Below are 20920 nucleotides of genomic sequence, written 5' to 3'. Positions count from 1 at the left end.
GTCCGCGACAGCCCGGCTCGCGGGCCGTCCGGACGGCGGGCGGGAGATCCGTACAAGGCCGGTTCCTCCCGGCGCCCCCCGTGCCATGATGTGAGCCATGGCATACGGGGAGGGTGGGGCGCCGCGTCAGGTCATCCGGATCAGGCCGGCCGGGGAGACGCCCGGCAGCGATGTGGAGGCCCTGCGGGTCTGGCTCGCGCGCGAGCGGTTCCTGAGCGAGCGGCTGGCGAGGGGGGAGTGCAGGCTCCAGGAGCGGCCGGTGGCCGACGCGACCGGGACGCCGATGGGCCTCGGCTCGGAGATCGTCCTGGTGGTGGTGCAGGGCGTCACCGGTGTCGTGGTGCTCGAACTCATGGAGCAGGCCAAGAGCGCGGTACGGGAATGGCAGGAGAACCGCAGGTCCGTCGGTGACGACGACCCGCCGGACTTCGATGTCACCGTGGACGGCGACGACGCCGGGTGACCCGGTGGCGCGCTTCGACCCGCGCGGCAGCAGGAACCACGCACTTGTCGTCACCGTCCCCCGGTACCACTCCGACCGGCCGCCGGATCCCTCCGGGGCGCTGGGCGACATCGCCGCCGTCCGGCACAACGCCACCGGGCTCGCCCGTGCGCTGCGGGCCGGCGGGGTCTTCGGGCCCGACGAGGTCACCCTCGCCGAACCGGACGGCGCCGACGCCTTCTACCGGGAGCTGACCCGCGCCTGCGCGCGGGCCGAGGGGCTGCTGCTGCTCTACTTCGCCGGCCACGGTCTGGTCTCCAGCTACCACGACCCGGACGAGCTGTGGCTCGCCATGCCCGGAACCACCATCGTGCCGGGCGGCCCGCCGGTGGTGCTGCGGGCGGTCCGCTGGACGGAGCTGCTGCCCGCCGCGCTGGCCCACGCCCGGGCCGAGCAGCTCGTGGTGGTGCTCGACTGCTGCCACGCAGGGAACGCCTCGGCCGCCTGGAACAAGCTGCCCGCCGCCGACCGCCGGCGGGTCTCGCTGCTCGCCTGTGTGGAGGCCAACGACCGTATCGACGCGGGGGACGCGGCGACCCCGACACCGTTCACCGCCCGCCTCGTCCAGCTGCTCGAAACGGGGGTGACGGGGCGCGGCGGGGAGGTGGGTTTCGCGGACCTGGCCGACGCGCTCACCGCCTACATGTCCGCCCACCACACCACCCTCCGCCGTCCGCCCACTCCCTGGCTGCCGCACAGCTGCCCGGCCGAGGCGGCCGATGTGCTGCTCGCCGGGCTCGGCACGCCCCCGGCGGGCCCCGATGGCGGTGCCGGCCAGGACGGTGACGGTACGGAGCCGGGGCCCTCGCCGGACGGCGGCGGCGCGGTCCCGGGGGAGCCGGACACCGGACCGGCGGCCCCGGGCGGCCGGGAGTACGCACCCGGTACGGCGGGACCGGTCGGCGGCAATGGGGCGAGGGGAGAGCCGGGGGCCGGCCGGTCCGGGCGGCGCCGGTCCGCCGGCGGGGCGGCCGCGCTCGGCCTCGTCCTGGGACTGCTCGGCCTGCTCGGCGCCCTGGGATACCCGGCGTTACGCGCCCTGTGGGCGTCCGAGGAGCCCGCCTCCTGCCCGCCGCCGCTGGAGCTGCGGGTGCTCACCGATCCGGACGCGGCACCGACGGTGCGCAGGGCGGCCGCCGCGTATCTGAACTCCGACGCCGACCGCGACCACGGCTGCCGGGGCAGTGGCATCACCGTCTACAGCGCCCGGGCCACCGCCGTGATCACCGCCTTCCGCGAGCAGGCCAGGTTCTGGCAGTCCCCGGACGCCACCACCAACCCCCAGCGGGACGTCGGGCCGCAGCCGGACGTCTGGATTCCCGGCTCGGTGGCGAGCGTGGCCTGGGCCGGGCCCGGCACGGCCGACGGCGATGCGGATGCGGATGCCGACGGTGGGGGAAAGGGCGGGGGAGCACCGGTGACGCTGACGGCCGGGGAGCCCTTCGTGCACTCGCCGCTGGTGCTCGCGGTGCCCGGGAGGCTGGCCCCGGCGGACCAGGGCGAGCGGAGCGGCCGGTCGCTCGCCCAGCTGCTCGCGGCGCACCCGCTCACCGTGGCCCGCGCCGACCCCGAGCACACCGACGCCGCCCTGCTGGCCACCGTCGGGCTGTACGGCGGGCTCCCCGGGGCCGCCCCCGGCGCCGAGCGGGCGCTCTGGTCCGGCGGACCGACGCCGCCGGACGGCCGGGCCCTGCTCTGCGCGCTGCCCCGGGACCCGGCGGCCGACCGGAGCACCGCCGCGCTGGTCCCCGAGCATCTGCTGCGCACCGGCACCCGCTGCGAGGCCAGGACCCGGGAGCCCCGGGTGGCCGAGTATCCCTCGGACGTGCCCCGGCTCGCGCTGCCGTTCGTCCGCGTCGCGTGGGCGGGGGCCACCCGGGACGCGCCGGCCAGGCGGGCGGCCGTGGAGCGGTTCCGGCAGTGGCTGACCGGCCCGGCGGGGGTGGCCGTCTTCACCGCCGACGGCTACCGCCCCGGCTCCGGCGAGGGCCCGGGCGCCGGGAGCGGGACGACCGCGCCGCCGGCCGAGGGCACCCTCGCGGACCCCGGGCCGCTGCCCGACCAGGCCCCGGTCGCCGCCGTCGCCGCGGCCCTGGAGGGCTACCGCAAGGCGCGCGGGCCCGGCCGGGTGCTGTTCCTGCTCGACAACTCCGGTTCCATGCAGCCGCTCTGGGACGGCCCCAGCGGCGCCCCGGGAATCGTCCGGCAGGCGTTCGACGACCTGGGCGGCGAGGACGCGTACGGCGTCTGGACCGTGTCCGCCGCGCCCGGCGCGGAGCGCGCGTACACCCCCCTGCTCGCGCTGGCCGCGCACGCCCGGCGTGCCGAGGCCGAGGCCGCGCTCGCCCGGGCCCGGGTCGCGGACCTGGAAGCCGATCCCTACGCGGCGCTCCGCTCGGCGCTCGACGCCATGCGCCCCCGGAACGCCGGCGACGACAGCCCCCGGCTCATCGTGTACGTGACGGACGACGAGGATCACGACCGGCTCACCGGCGCCCGGCTGACGGAACTGCTCGGGGCTCTGCGCGCCGCGGCGGTCCCGGTGGTGATGGCCTCGCTGGACATCGGCGCCTGCGCGGCCGGCAAGGCCGACGCCCGGATCGCCGAGGCGAGCGGCGGCCGGTGCGTGGACGGTTCGGAAGATCTGGCGGCCGGAGTGCGGGCCGAGGTCGCCCGCACCGGCACCGGTGACCCGGGAGAGGAGCCCTGAGACCGCCATGCGACTCCCGGAGCCGGAGCCAAGGGACCCGAGGCCGACGGACCCGAGGCCGACGGACCGAAGGCCCACGGACCCGAGGCCGACGGACCCGAGGCCGACAGACCGAAGGCCCACGGACCCGAGGCCCCCGCGACCTGCCGCCCCGGCCCGGCAGGCGGTCCCGGCCCGCCCGGCCCGGCCGGAGCGCGTCCGGCGACCCGGCCGGATGCGGAGGCGCGGTAGCTCCGCCGCGCTCGCCGCCCTGCTCGCCCTCCTCCTCACCGCGACGGCCTCGCTGCTCGGCGCCTGTTCCGCCGGGGACGACGGGACCGGCCCCGCCCCGGGCCCGTCCGCGCCCGGCCCCGGCGACCCGCTGATCGTGGCCAGCGGCCGGGACGTCACCGGTAAGGGCGGCATCCGGGAGCGGCTGATCGAGCAGTGGAACGCGCGGCCCGGAGTGGCCTACCGGGCCCGGCTGGTGGAGCTCCCCGGCTCCGCCGACGAGCAGCGCAGCCAGCTCCTGGGCGGCCTCCAGTCCGGCGGCGCCCGGTACGACGTGGTCAACCTCGACGTCACCTGGGTCCCGGAGTTCGCCGAGGCCGGGCTGGTCCAGTCGCTCGACCCCGCGTTCCTGGACGGCGACGTCATCGACTCCGTGGCCCGCACCGCCCGGTGGAACGACGCGGTGTACTCCGTACCGTTCAACACCGATGTCGGCCTGCTCTACTACCGCCGCGACCATCTGACGCGGGCCGGGGTGCGGGACACCCGGCTGGGTTCCGGCACCACCTGGACCGAGCTGCGCGGCCTGATCCGTACCGTCGAACACCGGCGGCCCCCGGGACAGGAGGCCGGCTGGACCACCCAACTGGCGCCGTACGAGGGCCTGACGGTCAACGGCATCGAGGCGTTCGCCTCCGTCATGGCGAAGGGACAGGGGCTCACCGACGAGCGCGGCCGGTACACCGGCACTCCCGGTGTCCTGGAGGACGGCCTCGACGAACTGCGTGTCCGCACCGACGCCTCCGACCTGCTGTCCGAGGCCACCGGTTCCGACGAGACCGCCTCGCTCACCGCCTTCGCCGACGGCCGGACCACCTTCCTGAGACACTGGCCCTACGCCTACCGGATCCTCCACCAGTCGCTGAACGCGCAACAGCTGGGCGTGGCCCCGCTGCCCGGCCGGGCCGTGCTCGGCGGTCAGAACCTCGCCGTCACCACGGCGGCCACCGGCCCCCGGGCCGCGGCGGCCCGCGAGCTGATCGCCTTCCTCACCGACCGGCGCAGCGAACGCTGCCTGCTGGACGCCGGGTTCGCCGCCACCCGCACCTCGGCCTACTCCGACGAGCGGGTCACCTGCCGGCTGCCGTCGCACGGCGCCTCCCCGACCACCACCGGCGCTCCGGGCGGTGGTGCGCCGGAGAGCGCCGACCGGATGCCCCGGGACGCGAACGGGCGCCCGCGGTACGCCCGTACCATCCTGCTCCCCGCCCTCAACGGCTCCGTGGTCGAGCGCCCCCGCACCCCGCACTACGGGGCCTTCAGCCAGACCTTCCTGAGCGGGCTGAGCCGGCTCTTCGAGGACGACCCGCCCTCCGACAAGGAGCTGGCCCGGGACCTGGACGCCGCCCTCCGCCGGGTGCTCCCGGTGGCCCGCTGACCGGCCCGGCCGCCGCCGGTCCTGGGCCCCGGCGGCGCGGTGTCCCGGCACGGTGGCGTCCCGGCACGGTGGGGGCCGGCGCTTCCTCATGTCCCCGGGCCCTCACCGCGCGGCCCCGGGCGTTCGCCGTGCGGCTTCCCGTCCTCGGGGTGCGCGGCCCGCTCCTGGTCGCTCCGGGCGGCGGTGGCGCACAGCTCGTCCACCAGCGGCAGGACGCGCCGGGCGTAGTGCAGGAGCAGCCCCCCGGCGGCGGTGGGCACTACTCCACCGGGACATCGGCGGAACAGCGGCAGACCGCAGACCCGTTCCAGCCGTTGCAGACGGCGGCTGACGTTCGCCTGGTTGATGCCGAGCAGGCAGGCGGCGCCGTGCAGGGTGCGGGCCTCGTCGATCGCCCGCAGCAGTCTGAGATCCTGGAGTTCGATGTTCATGGGGGAATCCGGGTGGGCGAGTTGGCGAGCGGGGACGGGTCGCGGCCGGCCGGACGGCGGTCTCGTGCGGACGGCGGCATCGTGCGGGGAACGGCAAGGGGAACGGGAACGGGGCGGCGGAGCCGGGCGCCCGTCACGGTGGCCGCACCGCCCGGCGCCCCGGGGCCCCCGACGCCGGGGCCCGGTGATGGGCGAGGGCGCGCAGCGCGCAGGAGAGGCTCCGGGTGAGCGCGGGGAGGAACGCGGCGCCCGGGCCGTCGGTACGGAACAGCAGACAGTGCCGCACACCCCGGGACAGGTCGGCGACCGGCCGCAGGACCACTCCCGGGCCGACCGGGCGCAGTACCTGGGCGAGCGTGACGCACCGCTGGTTGCGGATGACACTGCCCCGGCAGCCGTTCACCGGAATGTCATGGGCGAGCCGGGGGGCGAAGCCGAAGCCCTCGCAGAGCGCGCGCAGCTTGTCGGGACAGCCGTCAGGACCCGAGCAGGTGATCCAGTCCTCGTCCGCGAGGTCGGCCATGACGATGCGCCCGCCGTCGGCCAGGGGGTGACCGGCGCCCAGCGCCAGCGCCACCCGTGACCAGCCGAGGACCACCTCCGCCAGGCCGGGCCGGCACACCGGCGGGGTGTCGCTCTCGTGGTCGATCAGCGCGATGTCGATCTCGCCCGCCCGGACCAGCTCGGTCAGTTCCCACGAGGAGGCGGCGGTCACCACCCGGGGGCGCCGGTTGCCGGCGTCGAGGCAGTCCAGGCAGCGCAGCAGGAGCTCGTACAGCGGAGTGGTGGCCCACCCCACGCGCAGCAGCCGGTCCCGCTGCGTGTGCAGCGTCGTCAGCTGCTGCTCCAGTTCGTCGAGGAGACGCATGATCGGTTCGGCGCGGCCCAGGACGGCAGTTCCCAGCTCGGTGGGCCGGGTGCCCCGGATGTCCCGCTCGAAGAGGGTTCCGCCCAGGGTCTGCTCCAGCCGGCGCACCTGTCTGCTGAGATTCGGCTGGGACAGGCCGAGGGCGATGGCCGCCCGGTTGACACTGCCGAGCTCGGCCACGGCGCGGAGGATGCGCAGATGCCGTATCTCAAGATTCATGGCGGGCAGTAAACCGCCATCGCGTTCCCCCCACCACACCTGCGAGTAAATTCGCACACCTGTAAAGGTGACGCGAGTAGACCGTGCGGCCATACGGATTCGTTTGGCGGTTATGCCGATTATGTCCCCCGGGCGGTGAGCGGGATATGCGCCGAAGGCATAGCGGCCCGACATTACCGGGACCGTGCGTTTCGCGTGAGACTCCTCCCTGCTGAATCGCGAGCCCCCGCCGCACGGCTGTTTCCCCCCACCACCGCAAGGGCGGATAATGTTCGACCTTGAACCACTCACTGACAAGTGCAAGTTTGTATTGTCTGAGGCTGACCATGTGTGCATCGGTATCAGCCCATTCAATAGCTACTTCAGCACTCGGCGCATCGCCGCGCTGGCCGCCTGGGCCATGTCCCGCTTCGGGTCCTGCCACTTCTTCGTCCCGGACGGCCCGGCCGCCTTCACCCTCGAAGCCCTCGGCTACCCGGCCGGGCGTGCCCGGCACAAGGCCGCCCGCCAGGGCGCCTATGTGCACAACAAGCTGGCCACCGCGCTCGGTTCGCTCGGGATCTCCCGGCCCGAGAGCCTGGTGTGGGGGGCGCGGCGCCTGGCGGCGTCCCCTCGCTACCAGGAACTGCGCGAGGCCGCACAGCGGCTGTTCGACTCGGACGACGCCTTCCGCGCCGCCTGTCTGGACGCCTCCCGCTGGGTGCTCGACCGCAGGCTGCCGGACGGGCGGGAGCCCACCGAGGAGCAACTCGCCCTGGCGGTGCGCTACTTCCTGGCGGAGCTGCCGCTCTTCACGGACTCGGCCACCATCTGCCTGGACAGTCCCGGGCGTCCCTCGCTCTTCGTCTACCACCAGCGGGTCCGTTTCCTGGAGCGCCTCTACCGCGGGGAACTGGCCTGGCGCCCCGCCGAGCGGCAGGGCTTTCTGCTGGTGACGGAGAAGGTCCGGGCGGGGGAGCCGGTATGAGGGCCGCCCGGCCGGCGGAGGCCGGTGACGACTACGCGCTGACGCCCGTGCCCCGGGCGGCGCGGCACTCCTGGGTCTCCGTGGCCGTGCAGCGATTCGGGCAGGTCTCCTCGTTCCAGCAGTTCATGGTCGGTGCCGTCCTCGGATACTCCATGACCTTCCGGGACGCGTTCCTGGCGATCACCTTCGGCTCCGTCCTGCTGGAGTGCGTCACCATCGCCCTGGGGATCGCCGGTGTCCGGGAGGGGCTCTCCACCTCCGTGCTGGCCCGGTGGGCGGGCTTCGGGCACAAGGGGTCGGCGGCGGTCGGCCTGCTGATCTCGCTGAGCCTGGCGGGCTGGTTCGGCGTCCAGAACGGCGTCTTCGCCGAGGGCATGCACGGCCTGGCCGGCTGGGCACCCGCCTGGGCGTGGGCGATCGCCGGCGGCGCCGCGGTCACGGTGATCGCGCTGTACGGCTTCCAGGCGATGGCCCGGACCGCGTGGCTCACCGTCCCGGCCTTCCTGGCGCTGGCCGGTTACGCGATCGTGGACACCCTGCGCGACCACTCCCTGCGGGAACTGGTCACCGCCCCGCCGCCGGGCCCGGCGATGTCCCTGGCGGCGGGGACCACACTGGTGGCGGGCGCCTTCGTGCTCGGCGCGATCATGACTCCGGACATGACCCGCTTCAACCGGAGCTCGGCCGATGTCGTCAAACAGACCCTCATCAGTGTGACGCTGGGCGAGTACGTCATCGGTCTCACCGCGGTCCTGCTCGGCCATGCCGCCCGCAGCCCGGACGTGGTCGGCATCATCACCTCCTCGTCGGGACTGCTGGGCACCTTCGTCCTGGCCACCGCGATCGTCAAGATCAACGACTGGAATCTCTACTCGTCCTCGCTGGGCCTGGTGAACTCCGCCGAGGTGCTCCTCGGCCGGCGGCTGGGCCGGCGCGGGGTCACGCTCGTCCTCGGAGCGGTGGGCACCCTGCTCTCCGCCGTGGGCATCGCCGGCCACTTCACCGGCTTCCTGACCACACTCGGCGTGCTGGCGCCCCCGGTGGCCGGCGTCCTCATCGCCGAGTACTTCGTGGTGCGCGAGTGCCGTCCCGTGTTCGACCGGGCCCGGGCCGAGGGCGTACTGCCGGAGACGAGCGCCCCGTGGCTGCCGCTCTCCCTGGTGTGCTGGGCCGCCGGCTGGGCCGCGGGCACCTGGGTGGAGCCGGGCATCCCGGCCGTGAACTCGCTGCTGGCGGCGTTCGTCCTGTACGCCGCGGCCGGCCTCGCCCTGGCCCGCCGCACCGGGGCCGATGGGCGGACCCGCCCCGTGCGGCCCCGGCGCACCGAGCCCGGCCCGGTGAACGCCGGCCCGGTGAACGCCGGTCCGGATTAGGCCCGCCCGGACCGGGGCCCGCCCGGTGCACGTCCGTCCGGAGTCCGCCTGATGTACGTCCGTCCGGAGTCCGCCTGGTGAACGTCCGCCCGGTGCACGTCCGCTCGGAGTCCGCCCGGTGCACGTCCGTCCGGAGAGTGCCCGCCCGGCGTACGCCCCGGCGCGCCCCCGGGGCCCGGAGGGACTTCCGGGGAGCGCCCGCCCTGGGTCGCCCCTCCGGGACCAGCCACCCCCGCCGGCGGGGCCGTACCGCCCCCGTCCCCGCCGGTCACCGAGAACCCCCACTACCTCAGGAGGCCGCCGTGCTGCCGCTGATCGCCAGGGAAGAGCTCCGGCAGGCGATACGGGACCAGTCCGTGATCGTCGTCGACACCATGCCCGCCGACTACTACGCGCGCGAGCACCTTCCCGGCGCCCGTAACATCCCCGGCTTCCCGTACGAGGAGGCGGCCGGGTTCACGGACGAACACGCGCCCGTGGTGGTGCCGGACAAGTCCGTGCCGGTCGTCGTCTACTGCGCCAACGTGCCCTGCCGCAACAGCGAACTGGTCGGCGCCCGGCTGGCCGAACTCGGTTACGCCGATGTGCGCAAGTACCGCGAGGGCATCGAGGACTGGGTGTCCGCCGGGCTGCCCACCGAAGGCACCCGCGCCGCGGTTCGGCCCGGCCCCGGTGCCGGCTCGCCCGGCTGAGCCCCGGTCCCCGGCGGAGCCCGTCCGGTCCCGGTGCGCCGCACCGGCCGGGGTGGCCCGCCCGCCGGGCCCGCGTCCCGGCCATCTGTTCCGATCGCTCGTTCCCGGCCGTCGGGCCCCGGGGCCACCCGGTCCCGGGGCAGTCCGTCCGCCCCACCGAAAGGAAATGTCATGTTCAAGACACTCGCCACGGCGGCGACCACCGCCCTGCTGATGCTGGGCGGGGCCGCCGTGCCCGCCGTCGCCGCCGCCCCCGCCGCCCCGGTGACGTACCGGGCCGCGGCCGACACCCCCTCCGAGATCGACGTCACCTCGGCCAACTACCAGCAGGTGGTGGAGTACTCGAAGACCAAGCCGGTGGTGCTGGACTTCACCGCGACCTGGTGCTCCTGGTGCCAGAAGCAGAAGCCCTACCTCGCCCAGTACAACAAGGACGACAAGGGCGCCTGGATCTGGGCGCGCGTCGACGCCGACACCAACCGTGACCTGGTCAGGAAGTTCAAGGTCAGCGGTCTGCCGACGCTGGTGAACCTCCGGAACGGCGCGGAGGCCGGCAGCCGGATGGAGGGCTGGGACGGCGCCCGTGCGCTCCGCACCTGGCTGAACAACCTGTGAGGCCCTGAGAACCGGCCGGCACCCGGCCGGTGACGGGTGCAGGGTGCCGGCCCGCGGCATCGCGCCCCGTGGCGCCGCCGCGGGCCGGTGCCCACCCGGCCGCCCTCCCCCCGAAGTTCCCCGAAGTCCCTGGAAGTCCCCGGAAGTCCCCGGGGGGTTCCGGCAGTCCCTGGAACCCCCCGGGAGTTCCCCGAGGTCCCCGGGCGGTCCCGGACGCTCCGGCTCCGCACCCGTCCCGGCGGACCCACACCCCCGAAAGGCAGACCTCATGGATCACCCCGACAGCGCGACCGGCCGGCAGCGGACGCCGGAAGCGCGCACCGGCCGGGCCGCCCCCGCCGGTGCCCGCGCCCTGGCCGCCGTACGCCTCACCCGCTCGCGCCTCACCACGGCCCTGGCCGCCGCCGTCTGTCTGCCCCTGGCCGCCACGGTGCCCTCGCCGGCGCAGGCCGCCGGGCACACCGGCGCGGCCTCGCCCGCCGCCGTGGCACGGACCTCCCCGGACGCCACCGTCCACATCATCCGGCTCAATGACGTCGAGGCGACGACGGAGGCGGTCACCAGGGTGGCCACCGAGATGACCGCCGCTCACGGCGGCAGCGTCCGGCGCGTGTACACCGATCCGATGCAGGGCTTCTCCACCGCGCTCACCCCGGAGCAGGTGAGGAAGTACCTCAAGGACACCCGGGTCGGCGCCGTCACCGAGGACCAGATCTACACCGTCGCCGGGCGGCTCGCGCCGCTCGGCTCCGGCAGCCCGTCGCCGGCCGCGGCCGTGCCCTGGGGGCTCGACCGCGTCGACCAGCGGGAACTGCCCCTGGACGGCCGGTACTCCGTCACCCGGGGCGCGCCCGGCGTGCGCGTCTATGTCGTGGACACCGGAGTACGGACCGGCCACGGCGACTTCACCGGGCGGGCCCGTGGCGCCTATGACGCGATCAGCCGGCGCGAGGGCGGCGGCGGCCAGGACTGCCACGGCCACGGCACGGCCGTCGCGGCGATCGCGGCGGGCCGGGCGGCCGGGGTGGCCCGGCAGGCGCGCGTGGAGTCGGTGCGGGCGCTGGGCTGCGACGGGAAGGGCACCCTGGAGCATCTGCTCACCGCGGTGGACTGGATCACCGGCCATGCCCGCAAGCCGGCCGTGGTCGCCCTCGGCTTCTCCGGCCCCGCTGCCTCCGTACTGGACCTCCAGCTCTACCACATGACCCAGAAGGGCATCGCGTACGCGGCCCCGGCGGGCGGCGGCTCCGACGGCACGGACGCCGACTCCTGCGACCTGACACCGGGCCGCCAGACCACCGCGCTCACCGCCGCCGCCACCGGGCCGGACGACAGCAGGGCGGCGGGGTCCAGCCACGGTTCCTGTGTGCATCTGTTCGCACCCGGTGCCGGCATCCCGACGGCGTCCGCCGCCGCCGACCGCCGGTGGGTCACCCTGACCGGTACCTCGGCCGCCGCCGCGGCGGTCGCCGGTGCCGCGGCCCTCCAGCTCGCGGCCCGGCCGGCCGCCACCCCCGCCGACCTGGACAAGGCGCTGATCGACGACTCGACCAAGGACCGGGTGCGGGACGCCGGCGAGGACTCGCCCAACCGCCTGCTGCACGTGGGGGACGGGGGCCCCGGCCCGGTGTCCGCCCCGGGGGAGCCGGGCCGGTGAGCGCGGAGTCGCTTCCGGGACCCAGACCACCCGGCGAGCCGGCCGGCGCCCCCCGTGGACTGCCCGGCGCGCGGGACGGCGGCGCCGACGAGCCCCGTGAGGTGATCGTCATCGGCTCGGGCCCGGCCGGGTTCACCGCGGCGCTCTACGCGGCGCGCGCGGAGCTCTGTCCGCTCGTCCTGTGCGGCGAGGCCTTCCAGGGCGGTGCGCTGGCCACGACCACCGAGGTGGAGAACTACCCGGGCTTCCCCGAGGGCGTCCAGGGACCCGAGCTGATGGACCGGATGCGCGCCCAGGCCGAACGGTTCGGCGCCGAGACCCTGGAGCGCGATGTGGTGACGGTCGAACTGACCGGCCCCGTCAAGCGGTTGACCGACTCGCGGGGCGCGGTCCACCGGGCCCGCGCCGTGATCGTGGCCACCGGGGCGGGGCACCGCCGCCTCGGTCTGCCCCGCGAGGACGAGCTCGCCGGCCATGGCGTCTCCTGGTGCGCCACCTGCGACGGGTTCTTCTTCCGGGGCCAGGACCTGGTGGTGGTCGGCGGCGGTGACACGGCGCTCGAAGAGGCCTGTTTCCTCAGCCGGTACGCACGCTCGGTGACGGTCGTCCACCGCCGCCCGGAGCTACGGGCCTCGCGGGTGATGCGGCGGCGCGCTCTCGTCGACCCCGGGATCACCTTCCTGCTGGAACACGAGGTGGTGGAGCTGCGCGGCGCGACCTCGCTCACCGGGGTCGTCGCCCGCTCCGTGCGCACCGGCGGGACGGTGACCCTCCCGGTGACCGGTCTCTTCGAGGCGATCGGCCACATTCCGCGCAGTGAACTCTTCGCCGGGGTGCTCGACCGGGACGAGAACGGCTATCTGCGGGTGGAACCGGGGTCGACCCGGACCGCTGTGCCCGGTGTCTTCGCGGCCGGGGACGTGGCCGACCACGTCTACCGCCAGGCGGTGACGGCGGCGGGCAGCGGCTGCGCCGCCGCGCTGGACGCGGAGCGCTACCTCGCCGCCCTCGGCGACGAGGACGGAAGCGGCGAGGGCGGGAGTGCCGGGACCGGGCACGACGGGACCGGTGCGAGGCAGGCGGCGCTCCGCGTGGCCACCACCGCCGGGCGCAGCCCCCGTCGCTGACCGGGAGGGCCACGGTGCCGCCGGGCCGCCGCCACGGCGCCCGGCCGGCACGGTGAGCGGTCCCGGACGGGAATCGGTCCCGGACGGGGAATTCCTGGCCGGAAAACAGGAAAGGAGACGGCGCCATGACGTGTGAGTGGGTTTTCCCTCAGCTGCCCCTGTCGCCGTCGCATTTCCCGGGAGTGGAAAATATCTGCTTTCCCGGCATTGACCCGGCGAGCCGGTGGCGGATAAGTTCTCCTCATCACCACATACGGCGCTCCGTTCGAATGACGCCAGGGTGGTGGCCGTGTGCCCGAGTGGTCAGGGAACCGCCTGCAAAGCGGTCTACATCGGTTCGAATCCGGTCGCGGCCTCTGTCGAGAAAATTCATTGTCATGCCCCGTCCTGTACCGCTTTTTCCGCAAGCGCATGCGGACCGCCTCCGTGCTGTATTTCCGGAGTGGCGTTCGGGTCCGCACCCGCCGCTTTTCCCACGCCAGGCGAACGGAAATCCGCTGCCATGTCCGACCCCTCGGCTCCCCGCTCGTCCGCCCCGTCCGTGGCGGTGCCGGAACCGTCCCCGGCCGGCACCGCCGGGCCGGCCCTCTCCCCGCTGCGCGGGCGGCTCACGGTGGCCGCCGTGGCCTTCGCCGTGTTCTCCCTGGTCACCACCGAGATGCTGCCCGTCGGCCTGCTGACCCCGATGAGCGCGGCGCTCCAGGTCTCCCCGGGCACCGCCGGACTGGCGATGACGCTGCCGGGGGTCGTGGCCGCGCTGTCCGCGCCGCCGCTGGCCCTCGCCGTCGGCCGCCACGACCGGAGACCGGTCCTGTGTCTGCTGATGGTTCTGCTGACGGCGGCCAATCTGGCCACCGCGTTCGCGCCCCACTTCGCCGTGCTGCTGGGCGCCCGGGTGCTGATCGGGCTGGCCATCGGCGGAATCTGGCCGATAGCCGTGGGCATCGCGGGCCGCCTGGTGCCGGAGCGAGCCGCCCCGGCCGCCACCTCGGTGATCTTCGGTGGAATCGCCGTCGGGTTCGTCGTCGGGGTGCCCCTCGGCACGTTCGTCGGGGGGCTGGGGAACTGGCGGATCCCGTTCGCGCTGATGGGCCTGGGGTGCTTCCTGGTCCTCGTGGCCCTGGCGGTGCTGCTGCCGCCGCTGCCGTCCCGCCGGGCGGTGCGGCTCGCGGAGCTGCCGGACCTCCTCCGTAACGCGCGGCTGCGCACCGGACTGCTCGTCACCGCACTGCTGGTGACCGGTCACTTCAGCGTCTACACCTATCTGCGTCCCTTGCTGGAATCGGTCGCCGGGACCTCTCCGGAACTGCTCAGCGGTCTGCTCCTCGGCTACGGAGCCGCCGGGGTGGCCGGGAACTTCCTGGCGGGAACGCGCGCCCACCGCGCCCCCGGGCCCACGCTCGTCGCGGTATCGGTCCTGCTCGCCGGATCGGTGGTACTGATCCCGCCGTTCGGCGCGGCACCGGTCGCCGCCTGGATCCTGCTCATCGGCTGGGGAACGGCGTACGGAGGCGTGTCGCTCAGCGCCCAGGCGTGGGTGCTGCGGGTCGCCCCGGCCGCCGGTGACGTGGCCTCGGCGCTGTTCATCTCCGTCTTCAACGCGTCCATCTCGCTGGGGGCGCTGACCGGAGGACGGATCGCCGACGGCGGCGGTCTCCACTGGCTGCCCTGGTTCGGCGGCGCCCTGGTGGCACTGGTACCGGCGGTCCTGTGGGGCGCCGGCGGTCGTAGAACGAGGTGATCGTGACTCCGGCGAGCAGGCTGACCGCCACTCCGACGCCAGAGTGACCAGAGCCCGGCCGAGTCCGGCGCTGGACTGGCCGGGTGGTCAGATGCCGGCCGCCGTTCCCGCTCTCGCGAGGTGACGTCCAATTCGGTGGTGCCGTCCCCCGGACGGGGCTATGGTTCTGCTCGTCCGTTCGCGAGGGACGCGTGAGTGATGCGCGAGTGAGCGGTGTCGATCCGTCATGAGGTTGAGAAGAAGCAGGGGGTGAGGACATTGATGACTGTCACGGAGGCGGGCGCTGCCCGCACGCAGGAGTTCATCGTTTCCATCCCTGTGGTCTCCGGCTGACCCTTCTTCCGCCGCGCGTGCGGCGTGCCGTGCCGGGGCCACCCTTCGAAGGGTTCCCCCTTGAACGAGGTCTTCTCCACCCCGTCTCGCTCCTCCTTGTCTTCCTCCTCTTCCTCCGTTTCCTTCTCCGCGTCCGCCGCTTCTGTCTCCGCCGCGTCCGGCGCCGGGCATCCGCTCGCCCGGTACGGCTGGGACAGCGCCTGGGAGGCGGAGTTCGCTCCGTACGCCGCCGACGGATATGTGCCGGGGCGGGTGGTGCGCGTCGACCGCGGCCAGTGCGATGTCGTCACCGCCGAGGGAGTCGTCCGCGCCGACACCGCCTTCGTCACCCCGCACGACCCGCTGCGGGTCGTCTGCACCGGTGACTGGGCCGCCGTGGACACCGGGGGCACGCCCCGGTACGTACGGGCCTGCCTGCGGCGGCGTACCGCCTTTGTGCGCTCCACGTCGTCCCAGCGGTCCGAGGGCCAGATCCTCGCCGCCAACGTCGACCACGCCGTGGTGGCGGTCGCGCTCACCGGCGAACTCGACCTCGGCCGGATCGAGCGGTTCCTCGCCCTGGCCTGGGAGTCCGGGGCGCAGCCGCTGGTGGTGCTCACCAAGGCCGACCTGGTGCCCGACCCGGTGGTCCTCGGCCATCTCGTCCAGGACGTCGAGGCCGGCGCGCCGGGGGTGCGGGTGCTGGCCGTCAGCTCCGCCACCGGTGAGGGTATGGGCGCGCTCGCGGAGATCGTGGCGGGCGGGACCAGTGTGCTGCTCGGCGTCTCCGGCGCGGGTAAGTCCACCCTGGCCAACGCCCTGCTCGGCACCGACACGATGGCCGTCGGCGCGATCCGGGAGGTCGACGGCAAGGGCCGGCACACCACGACCACCCGCAACCTCCTGGTGCTCCCGGGCGGCGGGGTGCTGATCGACACCCCGGGGCTGCGCGGTGTCGGGCTGTGGGACGCCGGGCACGGGGTCGGCCGGACGTTCGCCGAGATCGAGGAGCTGGCCGGGGAGTGCCGGTTCCACGACTGCGCGCACCGCACCGAGCCGGGGTGCGCGGTGCTCGCCGCCATCGACGCGGGCGAGCTGCCCGAGCGCCGGCTGGACAGCTATCGGAAGCTGCAGCGCGAGAACCAGCGGATCGTCGCCAAGACCGACGCCCGGCTCCGGACCGAGATCCTGAAGGACTGGAAGCGCACGGTCGCCGCGAGCCGTGAGGCGACGGCCATCAAGCGGGGCGGCCGGACCCGCTGATCCGGACCCGCTGATCCGCTCGCGTCCGCCGGCCGCCCGGCCGGGCCCCACGCGTGCGGTGGTCCCGGGCGTGCGGTGGTCCCGAGCCCGTACGCGCTTCCGCCGCGTACGGGCCCGGACCGGGCCACGGCCGGGACGGCGCCGCGAGCGGTGGTGCCCGGCCGGCCGCGCACCGTGCCACCCGGTACCTGGCACCCGCCACCGGGGGCCGGTGGCGCGGGAATTGAGCCGTCCCACGGCCGGTCACGAGGCGACGGAACCGTTGCTTCCGCGCGTCCCCGGTTCCGCTTTTCTCGCGGGACGTGACAGGCGGTTCACTCCGGGGTCATGGTCGACGGCTCTCGCTCCGGTCCCGGCCCCACGCCGGGCCCCTTCGCGGTGTCGCCGCCCCGGCCCGGCCGCTGCCGGGGACTCCGGGGGCGGTGGCTCGACTTCGGCGTTAACGGAGAGTCCCTCCGGTGGCGGCGGTTGCCCCGGGACGGCCCGGGGCAGTCATCGGGTGGCGCCAGGGGTGGCGCTGCCTCGCGCCACCCCTGGCGCGGGACCACCTGACACCTGACCACGCGGGGGGCGGAGAATGGGCGGCGACGCCGTGGACCTGGAGCTCGACAAGGCGCATTCGGCCCGGATGTACGACTATTACCTGGGCGGCGTGACCAACTTCCCGGCCGACCGGGAGGCCGCCGGCCGGGCCCTGGCGGCCTTCCCCTCGGCGCTGGCCGCCGCCCGCATCAACCGCCGCTTCATGCACCGCTCCACCCGGTTCCTCGCCGAGCGGGGCCACGACCAGTTCCTGGACATCGGCACCGGCATCCCCACGTCGCCCAACCTCCATGAGATCGCCCAGGCGGTGAACCGGCGCTCCCGGGTCGTCTACACCGACAACGACCCCATCGTGCTGGCGCACGCCCGCGCCCTGCTGCACAGCCACCCCGAAGGCCGTACCGCCTACGTCCAGGCCGATGTCACCGACCCCGGCACGCTGCTCGGGCACCCGGTGCTCGACCAGACGCTCGACCTGGACCGGCCCGTCGTGCTCAGCCTCAACGCCCTGCTGCACTTCGTCACCGACGACCAGGACGCCCACGGGATCGTCGAGCGGCTCATGGAGCGGCTGGTCCCGGGCAGCGCGCTGACCATCAGCCATGCCACCCCGGACTTCGACCCGGCGGCGATGGCCCGGGTCACCGACACCTATGTCGCCGTCGGCACCCCGCTCCAGGCCCGGAGCCGTACCGAGATCGCCCGTTTCTTCACCGGCTTCGAGATCCAGGAGCCGGGACTGGTGCCGACCCATGAGTGGCGTCCCGACCCGGACGAGCCGTTCGGGAGCGTCACCGCCGCCGAGGCCGCCTGCTACGCCGCCGTCGCCGTCAAGCCCTGAGCCCCGGCGGCCCGGTGGCCCGGGCACGGACCGGCCGGCCGCGCGGCCCGTGTCCGGTGCCGGGTACGGCCCCCGGCACGGCCGCCCGGCCGGTCCGCCGTACGGGGGCGTACCTACCGGAGGCCGTACCTATCGGAGGCCGTACGTACGGCACACCGGCCCACCGCCGGTACGGTCTACCGGGCGACCCAGCCGCGTTCGTACGCGTGCCAGCCGAGTTGCAACCGGGTGGTCACCCCCGCCAGCTCCATCAGCCCCCGCACCCGGCGCTGCACCGTGCGCAGCCCCAGCTCCAGCTGCTTGGCCACACTGGCGTCCGTCATCCCGGCCAGCAGCAGGGAGAGGATCTCCAGGTCCGTGCCGTCCGGGCCGGGCGCCGGGCCCTCCAGCACCCGGCCGCCGGTGCCCAGCCGCAGCGGCAGCGCCTCCCGCCAGACCGCCTCGAAGAGCCCGGTCAGCGACTCCAGCAGCCCGCTCCCGTGCACCATCACGGCGGCCGGCTCGGCGCCCCGCCCGGTGAGCGGGACCATGGCCAGCGACCGGTCGGCCACCACCAGCTTGGTCGGCACCCGCTCGGTCGCCCGCACCCGCTCCCCGCGCCCCAGCGCCACCGACAGCTCCCGCACCCCGCCGGGCAGCGCCAGCACCTCCCGCTCGACCACCACCCGGTACGCCACCCCCCGGGCCGCCGCCCGCTCCTCCGCCTCGTTCTCGGCGGCGCTCACCGCCAGCGGCTCCCCGGTGACCAGCGCGCACACCTCCCGCGCCGCGCCCAGCTGGAGCTGGCGGAACCGGTGCGCCACCGCGCTGCGCCCGGTCACCACCTCCACCAGGTCGTGCACCGCGGGCTCCACCGCCTCGGCCCGGTACTCCTGGGCCAGCAGCGCCGCCGCCAGCTCCGCCCGTTCGAGCTCGTGCCGCTGCTGGGTCAGCAGCGCGCCCAGCGCCACCCCGGGCGGCGCGGCCACCCAGCGCCCGGTCCGCGCCGACGACTGGGCGGCCAGCCCCTGGGACTCCAGTCGCCGCAGCGCCCGTTCGGTGTCCGGTTCCGGCAGCGCCAGCCGGTGCGCCAGGTCCGCCACCTCGGCCGCGCCGAGCGCGACCAGGGCCCGGTAGGCGGACTCCTGGTGTTCGTCGAGACCAATCGCGGTCAGCATCGTGCCCTCACCCCTCCGCCCCGGACCCCCGCCGGACGCCGTCGCTCCCGGGCGCCGCGGTGGAAACGGGCCACGGCGCGCACCCGACGCCGGCCATCATCCCCGTATCACCCGCCGCTCCGCCAAGCCCGGGTTCCGGAGGGCGCCGGACGGGTGCCGGACATGCGGGCCGGGATGACGGGGTACGCCGATGATCGTACGGGGGTGGCCATCCGGGAGGCGTAACGACGCCCGACATGACTTGATAGGAATCATGGCAAAGCAGAACGTCGCGGAACAATTCGTCGAGATCCTCGGCCGGGCCGGTGTGCAGCGGCTGTACGGGGTCGTGGGAGACAGCCTCAACCCGGTGGTGGACGCGGTCCGCCGCACCGCCGGCATCGACTGGGTGCACGTCCGGCACGAGGAGGCCGCCGCGTTCGCGGCGGGCGCCGAGGCGCAGATCACCGGGAAGCTGGCCGCGTGTGCCGGCTCCTGCGGGCCCGGCAACCTCCATCTGATCAACGGCCTCTACGACGCCCACCGCTCGATGGCGCCGGTGCTGGCCCTCGCCTCGCACATCCCCACCAGCGAGATCGGCTCGGGCTACTTCCAGGAGACCCACCCCGACCGGCTCTTCCAGGAGTGCAGCCACTACAACGAGATGATCTCCAGCCCGGAGCAGATGCCCCGGCTGCTCCAGACCGCCATCCAGCACGCGGTCGGCCGACGGGGCGTCTCGGTGGTCACCCTCCCCGGGGACATCGCCGCCAAGCCCGCTCCGGAGAAGGCCACCGAACACGCCCTGGTCACCTCCCGGCCGACGGTCCGCCCCGGCGACGACGAGATCGACGCGCTGGTGCGGATGATCGACGACGCCCGCAAGGTCACCCTGTTCTGCGGCAGCGGCACGGCGGGCGCGCACGCGGAGGTGATGGAGTTCGCCGAGCGGGTCAAGGCCCCGGTCGGCCACGCGCTGCGCGGCAAGGAGTGGATCCAGTACGACAATCCGTACGACGTGGGGATGAGCGGGCTGCTCGGCTACGGCGCCGCCTACGAGGCCACCCACGAGTGCGATCTGCTGATCCTGCTCGGCACCGACTTCCCGTACAACGCCTTCCTCCCCGACGACGTCAAGATCGTCCAGGTGGATGTGCGGCCCGAGCACCTCGGCCGGCGCTCCAAGCTGGACCTGGCGATCTGGGGCGACGCGCGCGAGACCCTGCGCTGTGTCACCCCGCGGGTCCGGGAGAAGAAGAGCCGCGCCTTCCTCGACAAGATGCTGAAGAAGCACGCCGACGCGCTCGAAGGGGTCGTCAAGGCGTACACCCGCAAGGTGGAGAAGCACACCCCGATCCACCCCGAGTACGTCGCCTCGGTGCTGGACGAGATGGCCGACGACGACGCCGTGTTCACCGTGGACACCGGTATGTGCAACGTCTGGTCGGCCCGGTACATCACCCCCAACGGCAAGCGCCGGATCATCGGTTCGTTCAGCCACGGCTCGATGGCCAACGCGCTGCCGCAGGCGATCGGCGCCCAGCTCACCGACCGCAAGCGGCAGGTCGTCTCGATGTCCGGCGACGGCGGATTCACCATGCTGATGGGCGACTTCCTCACCCTCGTCCAGCAGGATCTGCCGGTGAAGATCGTGCTGTTCAACAACTCCTCGCTGGGCATGGTGGAGTTGGAGATGATGGTGGCCGGACTGCCCGCGCACGGCACCGCCAACCACAACCCGGACTTCGCCGCCATCGCCCGCGCGGCCGGCGCCTACGGAGTGCGGGTGGAGAAGCCCAAGGAACTGGCGGGCGCCCTCAAGGACGCCTTCCGGCACAAGGGTCCCGCGCTGGTCGACGTGGTCACCGATCCCAACGCGCTCTCCATCCCGCCGAAGATCAAGGCCGACATGGTCACCGGCTTCGCCCTCTCGGCCAGCAAGGTCGTCCTGGACGGCGGCGTCGGCAAGATGCTCCAGATGGCCCGCTCCAACCTGCGGAACGTCCCCCGCCCCTGAGCCGTCCCCGCACCCGAGCCGTCCCCGCCCCTGAATCGTCCCCGAACCCCCGGCGCGGGGTCAGGGCCGCCCGGCACCCCGCACATCCGGCGCGGGGGCCCGGCCCGGGACCCCGCGCACGGCGCGACCGGTTCGCGCGGCTTACGCCCATGCGCCCCCCGTGCTCCGCCGTGACCGATGCGTGACACACGGTGGGCCCGGGCATGCATCCCGTGAGCATGTTCGAGCGGAAAGGGCCGATGACGTGCGGGTGGGGGT

Annotated in this window: 16 protein-coding genes and 1 tRNA gene; 14 read left to right on the top strand and 3 right to left on the bottom strand. The window is 74.4% G+C overall.

The features are described from left to right. Positions 1 to 97 precede the first annotated feature (97 nt). The 3 genes from NX801_RS07215 (at position 98) to NX801_RS07205 (ending at position 4860) form a co-directional block, all read left to right on the top strand. A complete protein-coding gene (locus NX801_RS07215; RefSeq protein WP_258786267.1) occupies positions 98 to 463 on the top strand; it encodes a hypothetical protein in 366 nt (121 codons plus the stop codon). 4 nt (positions 464 to 467) lie between these two features. Continuing rightward, a complete protein-coding gene (locus tag NX801_RS30715; protein ID WP_309505795.1) occupies positions 468 to 3212 on the top strand; it encodes a substrate-binding domain-containing protein in 2745 nt (914 codons plus the stop codon). 214 nt (positions 3213 to 3426) lie between these two features. Then, positions 3427 to 4860, top strand: coding sequence for an extracellular solute-binding protein (locus NX801_RS07205; protein WP_258786266.1), 1434 nt, complete (start codon positions 3427 to 3429; stop codon positions 4858 to 4860). Between the two features lie 86 nt (positions 4861 to 4946). Here the strand turns inward: NX801_RS07205 and NX801_RS07200 are convergent, their stop codons facing one another. Together NX801_RS07200 and NX801_RS07195 are read right to left on the bottom strand one after the other, a co-directional pair. Then, positions 4947 to 5291, bottom strand: a complete 345-nt coding sequence (locus NX801_RS07200; protein WP_258786265.1) for a helix-turn-helix domain-containing protein — start codon at positions 5289 to 5291, stop codon at positions 4947 to 4949. A gap of 133 nt (positions 5292 to 5424) precedes the next feature. After that, the gene (locus tag NX801_RS07195; RefSeq protein WP_258786264.1) at positions 5425 to 6378 is read right to left on the bottom strand and encodes a LysR family transcriptional regulator; all 954 of its coding nucleotides are present in this window, start codon (positions 6376 to 6378) and stop codon (positions 5425 to 5427) included. A 328-nt stretch (positions 6379 to 6706) separates the two neighbouring features. Between NX801_RS07195 and NX801_RS07190 the strand changes: the two genes are divergently transcribed. The 10 genes from NX801_RS07190 to NX801_RS07145 all read left to right on the top strand — a co-directional run bounded on the left by NX801_RS07190 (position 6707) and on the right by NX801_RS07145 (position 17509). Continuing rightward, positions 6707 to 7345: a tRNA-dependent cyclodipeptide synthase gene (locus NX801_RS07190; RefSeq protein ID WP_428986079.1), complete on the top strand. Its 639-nt coding sequence runs from the start codon at positions 6707 to 6709 to the stop codon at positions 7343 to 7345. Beyond that, positions 7342 to 8718, top strand: a complete 1377-nt coding sequence (locus NX801_RS07185; RefSeq protein ID WP_258786262.1) for a purine-cytosine permease family protein — start codon at positions 7342 to 7344, stop codon at positions 8716 to 8718. Before NX801_RS07190 ends, NX801_RS07185 begins: the two co-directional genes overlap by 4 nt. Before the next feature lie 302 nt (positions 8719 to 9020). Then, positions 9021 to 9410 carry a rhodanese-like domain-containing protein gene (locus tag NX801_RS07180; RefSeq protein ID WP_258786261.1) on the top strand — a complete coding sequence of 130 codons (390 nt, stop codon included), beginning with the start codon at positions 9021 to 9023 and terminating at the stop codon, positions 9408 to 9410. Positions 9411 to 9581: 171 nt separating this feature from the next. Further along, a complete protein-coding gene (locus NX801_RS07175) occupies positions 9582 to 10025 on the top strand; it encodes a thioredoxin family protein (protein ID WP_258786260.1) in 444 nt (147 codons plus the stop codon). Positions 10026 to 10293: 268 nt separating this feature from the next. Further along, a complete protein-coding gene (locus NX801_RS07170; RefSeq protein WP_258786259.1) occupies positions 10294 to 11682 on the top strand; it encodes a S8 family serine peptidase in 1389 nt (462 codons plus the stop codon). Positions 11683 to 11741: 59 nt separating this feature from the next. After that, a complete protein-coding gene (gene trxB, locus NX801_RS07165) occupies positions 11742 to 12809 on the top strand; it encodes a thioredoxin-disulfide reductase (protein WP_258786437.1) in 1068 nt (355 codons plus the stop codon). A 285-nt stretch (positions 12810 to 13094) separates the two neighbouring features. Next, a tRNA-Cys gene (locus NX801_RS07160) sits at positions 13095 to 13165 on the top strand. 146 nt (positions 13166 to 13311) lie between these two features. Continuing rightward, positions 13312 to 14550, top strand: a complete 1239-nt coding sequence (locus tag NX801_RS07155; RefSeq protein WP_258786258.1) for an MFS transporter — start codon at positions 13312 to 13314, stop codon at positions 14548 to 14550. Positions 14551 to 14979: 429 nt separating this feature from the next. Next, positions 14980 to 16125 (top strand): ribosome small subunit-dependent GTPase A, encoded by a 1146-nt coding sequence (gene rsgA, locus NX801_RS07150; RefSeq protein WP_258786256.1) that lies wholly within the window; start codon positions 14980 to 14982, stop codon positions 16123 to 16125. Positions 16126 to 16702: 577 nt separating this feature from the next. Then, positions 16703 to 17509 (top strand): SAM-dependent methyltransferase, encoded by an 807-nt coding sequence (locus NX801_RS07145; RefSeq protein ID WP_258786255.1) that lies wholly within the window; start codon positions 16703 to 16705, stop codon positions 17507 to 17509. Positions 17510 to 17685: 176 nt separating this feature from the next. On the opposite strand, the gene NX801_RS07140 is transcribed toward NX801_RS07145, so the two are convergent. Continuing rightward, positions 17686 to 18666: a helix-turn-helix domain-containing protein gene (locus NX801_RS07140; protein WP_258786254.1), complete on the bottom strand. Its 981-nt coding sequence runs from the start codon at positions 18664 to 18666 to the stop codon at positions 17686 to 17688. Between the two features lie 253 nt (positions 18667 to 18919). Between NX801_RS07140 and NX801_RS07135 the strand changes: the two genes are divergently transcribed. Beyond that, complete coding sequence (locus NX801_RS07135; protein ID WP_258786253.1) at positions 18920 to 20662, top strand: pyruvate dehydrogenase; 1743 nt, start codon at positions 18920 to 18922, stop codon at positions 20660 to 20662. The last annotated feature ends 258 nt before the right edge of the window (positions 20663 to 20920 follow it).

This window comes from Streptomyces pyxinae (genome assembly GCF_024756275.1).
GTDB lineage: Bacteria > Actinomycetota > Actinomycetes > Streptomycetales > Streptomycetaceae > Streptomyces > Streptomyces pyxinae.
Note: the sequence above shows the minus strand (reverse complement) of the source record. Positions and strands in the feature narration are given on the sequence as shown.

Bases quoted from the DNA above. Each gene is read 5' to 3' on its own strand.
- NX801_RS07215 (WP_258786267.1), top strand. From the start codon at position 98: ATGGCATACGGGGAGGGTGGGGCGCCGCGTCAGGTCATCCGGATCAGG.
- NX801_RS07205 (WP_258786266.1), top strand. From the start codon at position 3,427: ATGCGGAGGCGCGGTAGCTCCGCCGCGCTCGCCGCCCTGCTCGCCCTC.
- NX801_RS07200 (WP_258786265.1), bottom strand. From the start codon at position 5,291: ATGAACATCGAACTCCAGGATCTCAGACTGCTGCGGGCGATCGACGAG.
- NX801_RS07195 (WP_258786264.1), bottom strand. From the start codon at position 6,378: ATGAATCTTGAGATACGGCATCTGCGCATCCTCCGCGCCGTGGCCGAG.
- NX801_RS07185 (WP_258786262.1), top strand. From the start codon at position 7,342: ATGAGGGCCGCCCGGCCGGCGGAGGCCGGTGACGACTACGCGCTGACG.
- NX801_RS07175 (WP_258786260.1), top strand. From the start codon at position 9,582: ATGTTCAAGACACTCGCCACGGCGGCGACCACCGCCCTGCTGATGCTG.
- NX801_RS07170 (WP_258786259.1), top strand. From the start codon at position 10,294: ATGGATCACCCCGACAGCGCGACCGGCCGGCAGCGGACGCCGGAAGCG.
- NX801_RS07155 (WP_258786258.1), top strand. From the start codon at position 13,312: ATGTCCGACCCCTCGGCTCCCCGCTCGTCCGCCCCGTCCGTGGCGGTG.
- NX801_RS07145 (WP_258786255.1), top strand. From the start codon at position 16,703: ATGGGCGGCGACGCCGTGGACCTGGAGCTCGACAAGGCGCATTCGGCC.
- NX801_RS07140 (WP_258786254.1), bottom strand. From the start codon at position 18,666: ATGCTGACCGCGATTGGTCTCGACGAACACCAGGAGTCCGCCTACCGG.
- NX801_RS07135 (WP_258786253.1), top strand. From the start codon at position 18,920: ATGGCAAAGCAGAACGTCGCGGAACAATTCGTCGAGATCCTCGGCCGG.